Genomic DNA, 15,711 nt, shown 5'->3' on the forward strand with positions numbered 1-15,711 from the left:
GACAATCATCTATGAAGTAGGAGTCAATACCGGTTATTTTTACCCTTGATTTATGGATAGTCTTTAATTTGGATTGAATTGGCTACTCTTTGGATTCGTTTGCTGGATAGGTTGATAATCCATTGTACCAACTTTCCTGGTGCATATTTCAGAGCTTTCTGGATGACTTTGCCGATAAATTGGCTGATAAGATCTTTACTGTTCATCATGTTGGCGGCCTGTTGGCCGAGGCGCTGGTTGGCAGCAATGAATGGTCGCATAATCTCTTCATAGGCTTTAAAGGCGCGCGTATAATCTTGTTTAGCAGAAGCAAGTTCACCCGCAAGGATATAAGCTCCGATAATCGCCAGACTGGTACCTTGCCCGGACATGGGTGATGCACAATAACCAGCGTCCCCAACTAAAGCAACACGACCTTTGCTAAGGCTATCCATTTTTACTTGTGCCGCTTTATCAAAATAATAATCATCGGCTTGAGGTTGGTAATCAAGCATCTTTGGTGCTACCCAGCCAATCCCTTCAAAGGCTTGCTTTAGTCTTATGAAATGAGCCTCACGATCTTTAAGAGGTATCTGTTTATCACTACTGACAAAACCAAAACAGACTTTCATGACTTGGTTATCGCCGGTACTCCATACCTGTGCAACTCGACCAATCTCGGTGAATTGCATTTCCTGGCGATTTAAATTGAGATAATTCGGCGCATCGTAAACGCATAAATAGACTCCCAAATCGTGTAACCATTGTTTCTCTTTTCCAAAAACCAGTTGACGCACTTTGGAATGCAGGCCATCGGCACCTATGAGCAGGTCAAACTGTTGTTTATCGTGATTCTTAAAGCTCACCATAACGCCTGAGTTAGTTTGCTCTACTGCTTCGATGACATCGTCAAACCATATATCCACACCTGTTAAATGCTCATAGAAAGTGCGACATATTCCTTCTCGCACTACTTCAAGATCATCACCACTACGATGTCCAAAAGCTTCCCCATCCATTTTTTCAATTATTTTTCCATGCTTGTCCACCAAAAGGGCGTCTTGCATGTTGGTATTTTTTCGTCTCAATTTATCATATAGATCCATGCGACGGATAACCTCAAGAGCACTGCCACGTATGTCTAATTTATAGCCACCAACCAATAAGTCAGAGGCACGCTCAACAATTGTTGGTTCCATGCCATACTTCTTTAACCAGTAAGCCAAAGAAAGCCCTGCAATGCCAGCACCAGAAATGAGAATTTTCATAATTATTAAGAGGATAGTAATTTTTTAAATTATAATTGGCTATTATAATGGTGCAGAGGCAAATTTTTCACGCGATAATAAAGTAAATTCATGATTAGCAAAGATAAATGGGATAAACTGGCCGAAAAGATGGAAAAACTCCAGATCCATGAGGTTGATCTCGTCGAAAAATTCATCCTGGGTAGTGGTAAAGGAGGACAGAAGCTACATAAAACGACTTCAACGGTTTACATGAAGCATATACCTTCTGGTCTGGAAATAAAATGCCAGGAGTCCAGAAGCCGCGAAGATAATCGGTACTTTGCAAGATTTAGACTTTGTGAGAAATTGCAGGCTCTGATAAGCAATGAAAAAACGAAAGCGCAGCAAAGAGTTGAAAAGATAAAGCGGCAAAAAAAGCGACGCTCGAGACGATCCAAGCAAAAAATGTTGGATGAAAAATCCAAATTAGGTCAGCTCAAGGAATTGAGGAAAAAGCCCCCATTAGATAGTAATTCGTGATCAGTGTATTGCACACTTGAATGTTAGGGTATAAAACCACACTCCTTATAAAATTCCGGTGCTTGAAAAACAAACGTATGCATCAGAGCTCATTCAACCAGCGTTTTTTATTTTAGCTACTATCCAAAATGCCATAAATAAAGGAATGGCTAACAAAAAAAAGACTGTCGCTGCGCGCCATGGAAGGCTGAAAGCCGAGGCGCGTAGTCCGCGATAGACTGCGATTTTTTTAAACAGCCCGAAGGGATGTTAAAAAAATCTTTCTGCAGCCGTTAAGTCATTGGTGAAGGCGTACGCTTTGCTCGTTCAGAGCAAACGTGCCGTAAACAGGACGCTCGCGGCCCAAACACTTCGCGCGTTGGCGAGTCGATTTTGGTGACTTGGATATCCCAAAATCTTTCATGAGGTAGCGCGACTCTTGATAAATATTGTAATTGCTAAGTAAATAGCCAACAATCAACGCTAAAAAAGCGAAGATCACTCGTGCCAGTAAAGAATCCAAACTTAATATACTTGCACGCAAAGAGGATGGTAACGCTGTATTGAGTTCTAAGTAGATAAATGGCCTTCACAAATAGGCGTGAGCAGCCTTGCATCCTGCTGCTATGTCATTTTTGCGCCAGAGTCTTAATAGTTTACTAATTTTAATAATGTTAATTTAATAATTCATTGAACTAAAACATTTTCTCATAACATTACCATGAATAACGCACAAGAAAGATTTGCTAATCGCGATGGTGAAGATAGCCGCACTTTTGATTGTTGGTACCATAATGACGATGTCCAATGGCTGGTTTGGCGTTCATTTCAAAAGATTAGCACAGAAAAAAAACATCAAATGCACGCTCCTTATGTATTTTTTGATGGGGCTTATGATATTGAATCCTATTTAGAATACTGTAAACAAGCATTAATTGATTCAGGCAAAACATTTTTTCCTTTTATTTTCAAACCAGAATTAGGCTCAGCCCATTATATGTGCGGAATAATCCGTAAAAATTCAGACGGATCATGCACTCTTTTCTTATTTAATCCAACAGGTTATAAACACGACACGTTATCACCTGAGGAATTTGCTCATAAGAGATTAGGGTTAAAAGAAGACAATAAAATTGCCGGTATGAATTTGGTTGTATCCTCTCATGTCGTTCAAAATCCAGAATTTGAAAAAGAAATTGAGCATGGAACAGGCTCAATACTTGTGTCCTGTGGACCGATTAGTATTGCATTTATGCAATATGCAATGAACCATCCAGATTGGGTAAAAGACTTAGATAGCTCTTTTTCTCTTCCTGAAGAACTGCAAGAGCTGACTGAACTGGATAAAAATACATATAGGGAACGGATTTTGGAATTACGGTTAGCGCATTTCGAACTGCTTGGTCAGATAAAAGATGAAGACTATGATAATGAAATAGGTATGGATTTTTTTGCCTCTTTTACTCAGAAGCTTTTGGATTCAAATCTAAGCATAGAAAATTCCAGTGATGTAGACTTCGGTTATGGTTCATTTGATTACTCTGTTTTTTCGGACAATGAGTATGATGAATATATAGAGTCTTATAGCGTGGAAAATTCCTCAAGAGATGTAGATGATGAAGATTTAAATGGTGAATATTCAGACTGCAAAAATGATACTGAAAGTAGCTATTATGAACCTATAAAAACAAACCAACCGTCTTCTGTAAATCAATCTATCAACCTTGTAACTTGTATGTTTGGAGGGCTTACGGGAGTTGGTTTGGCCGCCGCAATTATAGGTGGAGCAGCGCTTATTGCAGTAGCAGCAGGTGCAACAGGCGGTGCTGCCGTTCCTGTAATAGTGGCAGCATTATTGGCCGTTGGAGCAAAAACCATGACTATTACGGGAGGGGCGATGTTTGGCACCGGACTTCTATTCTTTGGTGCAAAAAACTGCTTGTTCAATAAAGAGAGCGAACACGATATAGGTGATGCTCCCAAACAGAACTACTGAATTTTACAAAGATATTATTTTAGCGGCTAATAAAACCTTAAGTTTTTCATGGAATAATGCTTCTATTTTTATACAAATAGGTTGATAGTAATGCATTATGATGAGCTATTATTAAAATCTTGTAAGTCTGGTTTTTTAACTAAGGTTCAAGAGGCAATTGACAATGGCGCTGATGTGAATTTAGTTCGTCGGGGAATAACGCCTCTTTTTATTGCCTGTAGACATGGTCACATCGAAATTGTGAACTACTTACTTCAAAACAAGGCCAAGATAAATCAACTTACCACTTCCAATCATGATGATCAAGATATACTCAATACTTTTAATCGCGCAATAGGTTTAGCGCAATATATTGATTTACTAGACAACATTATTGGATCGGCTTTATTACTGGTTGACAAAGATCATCTTTCGGATAGCGTGCTCATTAAACAAGGAATCTCGCCGCTTTTTATTGCAGCGTACTATCACCATGATGAGATTGTAGATCTTCTCCTTAAAAATGGCGCAAAAATCGGCGTAAAAACGGCCATTCTACTTAAAGACCATCTTACAATAAAGGAGATGTGGTCCCAGGGAAAAAAAGCTGTTTGCATTGAAAATGGCAAAAAGAAACAAAGTTATAATTACAATCAAATATTGACGCTTGTGGAGCATCCTGAATTGTTACGGCTGTTTGCTAGTTGTAAAGAACCCTGGCGATCCCAAACTGTTGACGACAAGGAATATAATGATTTTTTTGGAGGATTAGGTGGCGATTATTTTTGGCAAACATGTCAATTCCTGGTGCAAGGCAAACTCTCTGTTGAAGAAATTCAAGATGTCTATCGTATTTTTTCTTTTTCTCGCATCAAAAACCAAATTATGGCTGAATTACAAAGATATATAGAATGGTTTGGAGGGAATCATACGAAAACAGCGTGCAGTTTTCTCGAAGCGGTCTCCTCGACACGAACTCTCGGGGAACTTGCCAAAGTTTTCCTTGAGCATCAGGAAACCTTTAAAAATGCCCCCGCTTTTTCAATCCAGGATAAACTGAAAAAAGGATTTAACTTTTTTGGTTTAAATGAAAAGCAAAACAATAACTCCACTCCTCTTTGGCAACAGCCACGCACAAGCTATAACAGTAAAGACCCCTATTGCCAGTTAATTGATAAATGGTGTGAAAATATAAAACATTATCAACCCCCAAAAGAACGGAGTTTTAACGATGAAAATGTCTCAAATTTAAATCTTTAACACTTTTGCTTCTATATAAGAGCCATTTCTCTTACCCATAAGTTCTTATATTTCGTAATGATGAAATAAATAGAAACCGTACTATACTTTTTTTAGGCAACAAACAAAAGGAATAGACAATGAAAAGTATCGTTTTAACTTTTTTTCTGGCAGCTACAATAAGCTCAGGGGCAATGGCTGCGCCTTTAGTAGACGCTCCTGCCGCCGAGCGCCATATCGTTCATTTTAAATTGCCGAATGGTGAGGTCGTGAAAGCCAGGGTAACGAAAGAAGACGCTCAAACAATGGAGAAAATGAAAAAGGACGGCAAATTGCATGACATTAGAATCCTTCGCATGGAGTCTTGGCCGGAGCCCAAAGAAATATAATGCCTGGTTTCTGACTTTGAATGTCGATTTGTGAAATTATAAAGCAATTTAGAAAAAGCTTGTAGTAACATTCATTTCACGAAGTATTCACAGAGTTATCCACCGATTTTGTGGATAACAAGGAATGCTTATTTGAATTAAAATAAAGTGCAAAACCTTACTGGCTCTGATGTTTTAGAAATGTCTCAGGAAAATCGGTGAAAATCAGAGTGATTGATAAGTAAACTTATCCACAAGGATAATTGATTTTAATTTTGCAGGAAGCATAATCACTATATCAGAAATTTTTGTGAAAAACAGACTTGATTTTTATTTTTTATCAGTGTTGAAATTCATATTTGCAAAAAGCATTCATCCCATGTCAAGATCCATTATTTTAATTCAGGAGAGATGGCTGAGTGGTTGAAAGCGCGCGCCTCGAAAGCGTGAATACGGTAATGCCGTATCGAGGGTTCAAATCCCTCTCTCTCCGCCAAAAAACAAGCTATTTTAAATTACGTGTCCATTACCAACGATCTTTTCAAAAATTCCCAGGCTAAACGCATCTGATAGCGCAATATAAAATCACTAAGCCTACATTCCATGCTTGATATGAGATCCGTATGGATACTATGCATAAAGCACAGCAGGTAGGCAAAAGAAGGCTTTTTTGATCAATAATTAGATGCGTTTGCCCCGAAAAATTCCTTTTAATCGAGATTTATGTTCAATAATTATGTATGATTCACCATATATTATCTAAAGCTTTTCCATGCAAATAAACAGAAATACAATGAAGTAAGTAGTGCTCAACCCTATGTTGATAGTACAAACGGCAAGGGTTGAGCACTTACGTGAAAGACTCCACGAGAAATAAAAATTGGTTGAAGGACTTTTAGAAAAAAAGCAAGCTTGCTACATAGTCAACATTAATAGCGGAATACAATATCACCATGCAAAAACTTTCCATTCTTATGGCTCAAATCAACCCAAAAGTAGGGGCAATCAAGAATAATGCCAAAAAAATTATTGATATTATCAAGGAACATCAGGAAGAGCAGGATTTAATTATATTTCCTGAATTGGTTTTAAGCGGATATCCACCCGAAGATTTGCTATTGCGCAATGATTTCTATTTGCAAATTGATGATGCGCTGAATCAAATTGCAAATAGCGTAAAAAACTGTCATGTCATCATCGGACATCCTCATCTAACGCACCAACAACGGTTTAATGCCGCTTCTGTTTTTTATCAGGGGCAAAACATTCAAACTTACCATAAACAGCACCTGCCTAACTACGGTATTTTTGATGAAGTTCGCTATTTCATCAAGGGGGAACCCAAACCATGTATTATCACAGTGAATGGCTATAAAATGGGTCTTTGTATATGTGAAGATCTCTGGCAACCTGGTCCGGTTGAACAGGTGAAAGAAGCCGGTGCTCAAGCGCTGATTTGCATTAATGCCTCGCCTTTCGATTACAACAAATACCAGACTCGTACTGACCTGTTAAAAGCTCACGCGCAAAAAGGATTAACGATCATCTATGTGAATCAAATCAGCGGCCAGGACGAATTACTTTTTGATGGCCAGTCTTTGGTTATGGATGAAAAAGGAGAAATTTACGCCAGAGCACCGGCATTTCGAGAAATACTACAAACTGTACAGCTTTCAGATAAAGGTATTCATGGAGAAATTACCCCTTTACAGGATCACTATGAGCTAATCTATAATGCATTAGTTTTCGGTACAAAAGATTATGTATTAAAAAATAACTTTCCTGGTGTGCTGTTGGGCTTATCCGGAGGCATCGATTCAGCGCTGACGCTGGCCATTGCTGTAGATGCGCTGGGAACAGAAAACGTTCATACCCTCATGATGCCTTCTCGCTATACGGCTGACATCAGCACGTATGATGCCATGAAACTATTAGATAATCTGAATGTTTCTCACAGTACTTTATCCATTGAACCAGCCTTTAACAGTCTTCTAAGCACCCTGGCTCCAGAGTTCACCGGTTACGCACCGGATATTACTGAAGAAAATATGCAAGCTCGCATACGTGCTATTTTGCTCATGGCCATGTCCAACAAAACTGGAAAAATGGTCTTGACCACATCCAATAAAAGCGAAATCGCTGTAGGTTATACCACGCTTTATGGTGATATGGCTGGTGGCTTCGCTGTTTTAAAAGATGTCTTGAAAACTCAGGTTTATGAGTTGGCGAAATATGTGAACCGCAAGGAAGAAATCATCCCTGAGCGAATACTTACTCGCCCCCCTTCTGCGGAACTTGCGGCTAATCAGACCGATCAGGATACATTGCCGGAGTATACTGTTTTAGATGAGCTCATTCATGGATTTATGGAAATGAATTTAAGTGCAGAAGACCTCATTCAACAGGGTCATTCCACAGAGTTGGTAAAACGTGTTATCCGCTTAATTGTTCGCAATGAATACAAGCGCCGTCAAGCCCCCCCGGGCATCAGGATTAGCCCAAGAGCTTTTGGCAAAGACTGGCGTTACCCCATTACTTCCGGTGCTTTTCAAAGTAATGAATCCTTTTTTTAACAGAGAAGAGACTATTGTCACTCCATCCCCGCGGCTTACTCCAAAGCCACGGGAAGTTAGAATCATACGAACTTTATTTTTGATTTAAGGCTGAAGTTTCTTCGTTTTTCAGACTGGTTTTCTCTACCGGCTTTTTCTTATGACCAAATAGACAGGTAACTGCATCAAATTTACTCAAATCGAGTTTTCCTGGCAATTTCTCTTCATTTTTGTGTCTATTATTTTTTTCCAAAGTGGCTGCATTTTCTTTAAGCTCGTTCCTCTTTTTATTAAAACACCCCTCAAGCTGCGCCTGAAAATCTTTAAGATCAAATGATAGGGTATCTTTTAGCCTGGAAGTGTTTTTTTCCTCTTTTACAACTTGCGGCCGTCCTTTAAGTAAACATTCCTCAAGCTGTTTTTTAAACTCATCCCGATTAATACGTTGAGAGGTATCAATACACAGTAATTGTTGTTTTAATTCAGGGTAATCTTCTTCAGCTATGTCTTCATGGGCTTTGAGCCATGATATCAGCTTATCATAAGGCTCAAGGCTTATTTCACGTCCATTGCCAAACGCATCATACCACTCAAGTCTTATGCCTTTTCTGTTTTTATAGATGACAAAGGTAGATATTAGATTATCGAGAGCATGCACTGCGGGATTCACCAAGAGCTTAAAGCTGTTTACACCCTCAATTTTCTGATTTTTAAAAAATTTTTCCAGGGTCTGCCTGGCTTTACTGATACCTGTTGAAACCGCGGGATTCAGTTTCCGCAAAAGCGCTTGAAGTTGAGGTAAATTATTTTCATCCATTTTATCTTGTGAATTCAGATATTCAAGGAAGGACGGATAAGGTGCCAAGTCAATTTGCCGGCAATCTCCCTCGTTGTCATACCAATAAAGCTCATAATTTTCCTTTTGCCCTTTTAGAACAAAAGTGGATTTTATATTGCTTAACTCTGATGCAGAGGGATTAATGAATAGTTTTCTTTTTTCAATGAAAGCATCGCGCAATTTAATGCATTCAAATTTAATGGCATCATCGTAAATAATGTCCTTTTCATCATACAATGATAATTGTTTATTCAACTCTTTGTTGATTTCCAGAGAATAATCATCCCCTAAAACATCATACCAGGCCAACTGCCATTTACCCTTTTCAAAAAACAGAGCAAAAGAAATCTGCTGTGGTTTTTGCATTGCGTATTCTCTGGCTTTTTCATGATTTGAGAAAATATGGACAAAATTCAATGCTTCTTTTTTTGCTTTATCGGAAATGCTCTCCAATTCACGCGCTTTTTCCTGTGCTATTTTCTGTGTAATTAAATGCTCATGAAGACTGTCTTGCAATTTGCGCTTAAACGGCTCAGCAAGATCGTAAACAATGCTGTTAAAGAATGGATCAGTTGTAGGATTGGTATTATTTTCCAGAGCACCTAAAAAATAAAACAGTAAAGTGGTGTTATAAGACGTTGATTTCCATCCACCGGTGGGGTCTAAAAAAACTTTTGCTAATGCCTGCAATCTTGGAATAATACTTAAAGAGTCATCAATGTCCCGTTCAGTATGCGTGGCAATTTCCTTTCTCTTACGCCAGTAGGTAAAAAGCCAATTGTATTCTTCTCCCTTATAATCCCGACCTGCGAGTTTTATTGCATTTAAAATTTTTTCCCGTCCATTTTCAGATTCGTCGGTAAGAAAGGCAATGAGTGAATCCGCAATGTTCGATAAGACTCTTTCCTGAATTGTCTCTGGCTTTTTCCGAGGCATAGATACACTCCTTGTTTTGATGTGTGATCTTTCATCTTACTGGACTTTAGCCATTTTTCAAGTAAAGGAAAGCAATAGATTAAAGACCATAGAAGCGCCCGTTATATTTATCAAAGTCGCTTTAAATCGATGACTTGAGAAAATAGAATGGCACGAATTACCGCGGCATCGACCGCGGTCTATGCGAAGCTCCTTATGGACCCCGCTATCAAGTAGCGGGGATTCTATCCCTGAAAAATGACGGAGTTTACTGGAGAAAATCGGAGCATTTAAACATCACGTGTTTAACGAAAGATGCAAAAGCATAACATAAGTTAAAAAGCATCTGTGTCTTGCAAAATACGCATAAAACGCTAACATGTTAGGCTCTGAAAAACAGTATTTAAATCACAATAATAAGAAAGGGACATTATGAGAGCTTCACTATTTTCTGCTGCCTTATTAGCAACGGGTATTTCCATGGCGGCTACCCCTGTTGATGGATGGTATAGCAGTGTTTTTGGCGGTTATACCTATTTACCTGATAACGTCAGTGATACCACCTTCGGCATTTTAAGAGATGGAACATCTTACCAAAATGGTTTTAATGCCGGTGTCCGTTTTGGTTTCAAAAGCAATCCGCTACGTTACGAAGGTGAATACACTTATCTTCATGCTGATCTTAAACATTTTAATGTCAATAATATTCGGCAATTCGGCAGCGAAGGCTCATCATCGGCCTCCTTGCTGATGGCAAATATTTATTATGATTTTCCAGAAATCGTTCCTTGTGTTGAGCCTTTTCTGGGTGTAGGACTCGGCTATGCACATGTCAAGGCGATTTTAAAGGGTGTAGGTCAATTGGGCTTCACTCATTTTAAAGCCAGCGACAATGTCTTTGCTTATCAAGCTACAGCCGGTTTGACGTATAACTTCGCCGAAAATTATGCCGTGAATGTGGCCTATCGTTTTGCTGCCACCGAACAGGCAGATACATTAGGAAAAGTATTCCAGGCACATATTGCAAGCGTTGGGGTCATTTATCGATTTGATGAAAGCAGTTATAAATGATTCGCATGCGCAGCATGTTAACGTTTACTCCTAGTCAAGCATCCATAAAATAAGGAAGATTCATGAAGCCATTGATTCGTTTGGGCCTGGCCCTCTCACTATTGTCCGGGCAGGTTTTTGCTTACAAGCCCGTAGAAGGCTGGTATGCCGGTTTTCTCGGTGAAGTCAGTTATACACCCGATGTCTCGTTTACTGTATTGACACCACCTGTGCTTCTTCATCCGGCATTAATTCCCGTTGTCCCAGGAGCGCCAGCTTTTCCCATTTTCCCCGCGGGCCAGCTTCAAAGTGAAATTGGCTATCGGATTGGCGGTGGTGGCGGCGGCCAGCTCGGCTATCGTCTGTTTGACTGCTATCGTCTGGAACTGGAAATCTTATTCAACACCAATTCTTATGATGATCTAACGATAGGTCCTGTCAAAATACCACGTTTAAATTCGAAAAAAACCACGCCTGGATTAGCGGTCGATGGAAGAACGAATGTCATCACTGGAATGATTAACGGCTATTATGATTTCTTAAGGCCAAATTCAGATAGCAACCTGATTCCTTATGTAGGCCTTGGCATTGGTTATGTAAGCATTCAGGATCGGATCAGCTTTTATTATAACGGTACGGAAATAGGTCCGCGGCTTAAAGAAACCAAAAGTACGGCAGCAGGTCAGATTATTCTTGGTGCCAGCTATTTTCTTGATGATTTTACCTCGGCTAATCTGGATTATCGTTTCATTACCACGAACAACATCAGTGAACAGAACAGATTTTTCGTACGTGATGAACGTTTCCAGCTTCATACGATCAATTTCAGCATGAATTTTGCTTTTGATTCCTGCCTTTAATTAATCTGGACTTTAGCCATTTTTCAAGTAAGGAATGTAATAGATTAAAGACCATAGAAGCACAGCGTTATATTTATCAAGTCGCTGTAAATCGATGGCTTGAGAAAAATAGAATGGCACGAATTACCGCGGCAACGATAGCGGTATCCACGCGAAACTCCGTATGGATACCGCTATCAAGCAGGGGTTCAACCCCTAAAAAATGGCTAAAGTCGAGTTAATGCCAATTCAACATAAAAGGCCTTTTATGTTGCTATTGTGGTTCATAAACAAGTAAACACACTGCTTTCTTATGTCGAACTCACATTGATCACTGTATTATCAGCTTGCGGTTCTTTCCACAAGGTGATGAATAAGACCATAATGATTGGGCCAACGAATAAACCGAGAATACCAAGCGTTTCAACGCCACCCAGAATACCAAACAGCACGGCAAGAAAAGGAAGTTGAATGGCTCCGCCGATAAGAACCGGTTTGACAAAATGATCAGCCACAAACATCACCACCGTCCCCCAGGCCACCACAATAATAGCCGGGATCAAATGCCCCGCTGAAAACATGATTAAAGCCACAATGGCAAAAACAATTGGGACAACAAAGGGAATCATAGCCGCTATTGCAGTAATAAACCCAGTTAATGTCGGAGCAGGAAAATCAAGAAGAACATAACAGATACCCATCAGAATACCAACACCAATACCCACCACGATAGTGCCATTCACAGTAGCCCGCAAAGCTCTTGGCAGGCGTTCTGCATAGCGAAACCAGCGTTCGCCAAGACAATATTCCCCAATGTGGTTGATTTGTTGGAATAATAAATCCCCATCCCGATAAAAGAAAAACAGTATCAAAAAAGTAAAGCCAAGCTGGAATCCGCGGTTTGCCAGATTCACTCCTACCTGTTTAATATAATAGCTCGCTGGTGTCAGGGACAAATGGATATTGGATAATAGCTGTTTTATATTTCCCGGCTGTCCGATATTGTTATTCCAGTAATGTATCAGCTCCTGTCCTATCACGGGAAATTGCTTCAGAAAAGCCGGAGCTTCCCCTCCCTCACGATTAATCTGTTGCAGATAATTAATAAACAACTGCGATTCTTTAATTAACAGGTTGATAAGCCAACTCAAAGGCAATAATAACAATAAAGAAAAGAGAAGAGTAAACAGTAAAGCGGCGGCATTATGATATGAACCAAACCACCGCCGCCACTTACGATAGAGAGGATAGGTGGAAACAGCAATAATGGCCGCCCAGATCAATGAAGGGATAAAACGGTGAATAATAAACAAGGCAAGGGCAATAATACCTACCGTTAAAGCCATACCTACCAGTTCTTTATGGCTCTCGTTCATCCGGCAAAATTCCAGGCAAGAATTTGCAACACGACCCAGGCAGGAACCGCTGCAATCAAATCATCAAGCATGATGCCAAAACCTCCACCTACGTATTGATCAATATAAGAAATCGGTTGTGGTTTCCAGATATCGAAAATACGAAACAAAAGAAAACCTATGATCATCCAGCCAAATCCAGCAGGCGCCATACACATGGTTAATAAATAACCTACCACCTCGTCCCAGACAATGCCCTTATAATCATGTACCCCTAAATCTTTGGACACCACATCACTGACCCACACACCTAAGGCAAATAACAAAGCCACCAAAATCAGATAAAGAAAAACTGGCAGATCATGCATTAAAAGAAATAAAGGCATTGCAGCAACCGTACCCCATGTACCTGGTGCAAAAGACATTAAGCCGCTGCCAAAACCAAAGGCAATAAAATATACTGGATCTTGCCAGACTCGATTGGATAAATTGATCGAATTCATGCGTGCTCCTTTCCTAAAAATGGGAGTAACCCTTGGCTTGATATTCAACGGGTTTACCATTGGATGATTTTACCCTCAAACCTGATTGTTCCTCCATAACACCAATGCAATATGCTTGTAAATTCATATCATGCAAAGTTTCCATAAAGACGGTGTATTTTTCTTTCGGCACAGTAAAACATAGTTGATAATCATCACCACCACTGAGTGCCAGATCAATAGCTGCGTTCCTGTCATAAAATTCACTAACCAGATGATGCATAGGAATCTTATCTAAATCAAGACAGGCTCCCAAACGACTGGCGCGACAAATATGCTGTAAATCCGCACTAAGGCCATCGGAAATATCTATCGCAGCCGTTGCATATTGTCGTAAACAATTTGCATAATCCACTCTTGGCTGAGGATATTTTAAAACCTGCATTAACTGCGACTTTACTTGCGGATTCACTTTTTCATTACCCAGCAACTTCACTGCAAGTGCAGCAGCCCCCAATTCGCCAGAGACAAAAATCTGATCACCTGCATGTGCTCCACTACGCCTGATTTCCAAACCTTCCGGAACTGTTCCGTGAAGAGTTATCGTGATCACCAAAGGTCCCCGGGTAATATCACCGCCAATAAGTTGAATATGACAGGCTGTCAAAGCATCTTTAAGTCCATGAGAAAAATTATCCAACCATTGAGGATCACAATCTGGCATGGTTAAAGCAAGGCTTGCCCAGCAAGGGATCGCAGCCATTGCAGCAATATCGCTTACATTCACCATGACTGCTTTGTAAGCGATATCATAAGGTTTCCAGTCAGAATGGAAATGAACGTCAGACACCAGAGTATCGCAGGTCACAATAAGGTTAAATCCCGAAGGCACTTTTAGGCAAGCTGCATCATCACCAACACCCAGAATGACATCATCGCGTGGAGGAGTTAAAGATTTAAAATAAGTATCAATGATTGAAAATTCATTCATGGCCTAAGTTCATTTCCACTTTACGTGATTTTCTGGCCACCTGATTTAAAACACCATTTACATATCGATAGCCATCCTGCGAACCAAATTCTTTGGTTAATAATATCGCCTCATCGAGAACCACCCTATAAGGCGTCTCTGGACAATAATGTAACTCAAACGTTCCCATGCGAAGAACCGTTAATTCAATAGGATTCAACTCTTTGATGTCTCTATCGAGAAAAGGTCGGAATTCTTCTTCCAGTTCATGCAGATGTTTTGGAATTCCATATAAAAATCGGCAAAAATAATCCATATCCACTTTTTGTGTGTCATTGGCAACACGAAACTGAGCTTCGATTTCCGAAAGTTCAGCCCCTGCCATTAACCATTGATATAAGGCCTGCAAGACCAGTCGACGCGCCTTTCTTTTACCACGGATTGCCTGTTTTTCCACAAAATGCCTCACAAATGTCTTTGCAATGATATCACTGCAAACTAATCAATTTATTGTTATCAATCTCAACTTTATGAATTTTTCCACTTACGAATCACCGTAGCATCGACCGTGGTGCCCATCACAGTATATTTATCAAAATCCAGCGTTTTCCAAGACTTTGATAAATAGGATCAGCCTTTTTATGGATCCTTCGGTTAAGTCACGGGGATTCATATTTCAAAAAGTCGAGATCAATTATACCTTAGAGTACTGAATAATTATAAATTCAGAAGCATATATTTTGAACAATTTTATAGATTTCAAATCCCCGTGACTTAAACACAAGAATTCAACTTAATGTCTATGATTTAAATTTACATAATTTTTCTTTGCCTCGAATTCACTGGAGCAGAAATTCGAGAGTGATTTCTAATAAACTTATTTGATTATCTTAAATCAAAATTAAGCTGTGCCTATTTAATTCATTTAGAATCAGACTTATTTTTCATCATTCCTGCTCATCTGATCAATGGTCTGTCTGAAATCGCTAACGTCTTTAAATCGTTTATAGACAGATGCAAAACGCACATAAGCAATATGATCGAGCTTATATAACTCCTGCATTACCAACTCACCAATCCATTGCGAATCAATTTCACGCTCCCCGCTACGCCGAATTTCCTGGGTAATATTAATAATAGCCGCTTCCAGGTCATCCATGCTCACTGGCCTTTTCTCAAGAGCACGCAGCATTCCCGCACGAAGATTTTCAATATTAAACGGCTCACGGCGCCCATCTCGCTTAATCACAACCGGCATGATGAGTTCTGCCGTTTCAAAGGTTGTAAAACGCTCATTGCAAGAAAGGCACTGTCTTCGTCTGCGTACCTGAGCGCCGCCCGCCACCAATCGTGAATCAATCACTTTTGTTTCTTCAGCATGACAAAATGGACAATACATAA

General features: G+C 39.7%; 14 protein-coding genes and 1 tRNA gene. 8 read left to right on the forward strand and 7 right to left on the reverse strand.

Annotated features, from left to right (window positions below):
- Positions 1-50: 50 nt before the first annotated feature.
- A complete protein-coding gene (locus E4T55_RS03920) occupies positions 51-1,247 on the reverse strand; it encodes an FAD-dependent monooxygenase (RefSeq protein ID WP_065235968.1) in 1,197 nt (398 codons plus the stop codon).
- Between the two features lie 90 nt (positions 1,248-1,337).
- Here E4T55_RS03920 and E4T55_RS03925 point away from each other — a divergent pair, with 90 nt between their 5' ends.
- The 6 genes from E4T55_RS03925 to E4T55_RS03950 all read left to right on the forward strand — a co-directional run bounded on the left by E4T55_RS03925 (position 1,338) and on the right by E4T55_RS03950 (position 7,882).
- Entirely contained in the window at positions 1,338-1,748 is a 411-nt protein-coding gene (locus E4T55_RS03925) for a peptide chain release factor family protein (protein WP_058500888.1), read from the forward strand.
- Between the two features lie 700 nt (positions 1,749-2,448).
- On the forward strand, positions 2,449-3,723 hold the full coding sequence (locus E4T55_RS03930) for a hypothetical protein (RefSeq protein ID WP_058500889.1): 1,275 nt from the start codon (positions 2,449-2,451) through the stop codon (positions 3,721-3,723).
- Positions 3,724-3,813: 90 nt separating this feature from the next.
- Positions 3,814-4,962 (forward strand): ankyrin repeat domain-containing protein, encoded by a 1,149-nt coding sequence (locus E4T55_RS03935; RefSeq protein WP_058500890.1) that lies wholly within the window; start codon positions 3,814-3,816, stop codon positions 4,960-4,962.
- Between the two features lie 119 nt (positions 4,963-5,081).
- Positions 5,082-5,330: a hypothetical protein gene (locus tag E4T55_RS03940; protein ID WP_058500891.1), complete on the forward strand. Its 249-nt coding sequence runs from the start codon at positions 5,082-5,084 to the stop codon at positions 5,328-5,330.
- Between the two features lie 384 nt (positions 5,331-5,714).
- A tRNA-Ser gene (locus tag E4T55_RS03945) sits at positions 5,715-5,805 on the forward strand.
- 457 nt (positions 5,806-6,262) lie between these two features.
- Positions 6,263-7,882, forward strand: coding sequence for an NAD+ synthase (locus E4T55_RS03950; protein WP_058500892.1), 1,620 nt, complete (start codon positions 6,263-6,265; stop codon positions 7,880-7,882).
- 73 nt (positions 7,883-7,955) lie between these two features.
- Here E4T55_RS03950 and E4T55_RS03955 read toward each other — a convergent pair whose 3' ends face one another.
- Complete coding sequence (locus E4T55_RS03955; RefSeq protein WP_058500893.1) at positions 7,956-9,635, reverse strand: hypothetical protein; 1,680 nt, start codon at positions 9,633-9,635, stop codon at positions 7,956-7,958.
- Positions 9,636-10,046: 411 nt separating this feature from the next.
- Here E4T55_RS03955 and E4T55_RS03960 point away from each other — a divergent pair, with 411 nt between their 5' ends.
- Positions 10,047-10,685 (forward strand): outer membrane protein, encoded by a 639-nt coding sequence (locus tag E4T55_RS03960; RefSeq protein WP_058500894.1) that lies wholly within the window; start codon positions 10,047-10,049, stop codon positions 10,683-10,685.
- Between the two features lie 62 nt (positions 10,686-10,747).
- Positions 10,748-11,524 (forward strand): outer membrane protein, encoded by a 777-nt coding sequence (locus E4T55_RS03965; RefSeq protein WP_058500895.1) that lies wholly within the window; start codon positions 10,748-10,750, stop codon positions 11,522-11,524.
- Between the two features lie 290 nt (positions 11,525-11,814).
- Here E4T55_RS03965 and E4T55_RS03970 read toward each other — a convergent pair whose 3' ends face one another.
- The 5 genes from E4T55_RS03970 to nrdR all read right to left on the reverse strand — a co-directional run bounded on the left by E4T55_RS03970 (position 11,815) and on the right by nrdR (position 15,709).
- Positions 11,815-12,879, reverse strand: coding sequence for an AI-2E family transporter (locus E4T55_RS03970; protein ID WP_058500896.1), 1,065 nt, complete (start codon positions 12,877-12,879; stop codon positions 11,815-11,817).
- Positions 12,876-13,361: a phosphatidylglycerophosphatase A family protein gene (locus E4T55_RS03975; RefSeq protein ID WP_058500897.1), complete on the reverse strand. Its 486-nt coding sequence runs from the start codon at positions 13,359-13,361 to the stop codon at positions 12,876-12,878. The genes E4T55_RS03970 and E4T55_RS03975 overlap by 4 nt, the downstream gene beginning before the upstream one ends.
- Positions 13,362-13,374: 13 nt before the next feature.
- Entirely contained in the window at positions 13,375-14,331 is a 957-nt protein-coding gene (gene thiL, locus E4T55_RS03980; protein ID WP_058500898.1) for a thiamine-phosphate kinase, read from the reverse strand.
- Entirely contained in the window at positions 14,324-14,767 is a 444-nt protein-coding gene (gene nusB / locus E4T55_RS03985) for a transcription antitermination factor NusB (RefSeq protein ID WP_058500907.1), read from the reverse strand. The genes thiL and nusB overlap by 8 nt, the downstream gene beginning before the upstream one ends.
- Positions 14,768-15,247: 480 nt before the next feature.
- The gene (nrdR, locus tag E4T55_RS03990; protein ID WP_058500899.1) at positions 15,248-15,709 is read right to left on the reverse strand and encodes a transcriptional regulator NrdR; all 462 of its coding nucleotides are present in this window, start codon (positions 15,707-15,709) and stop codon (positions 15,248-15,250) included.
- Positions 15,710-15,711 lie beyond the last annotated feature (2 nt).

The sequence above is a fragment of the Legionella israelensis genome (assembly GCF_004571175.1).
GTDB classification, from domain to species: Bacteria; Pseudomonadota; Gammaproteobacteria; order Legionellales; family Legionellaceae; genus Legionella_D; species Legionella_D israelensis.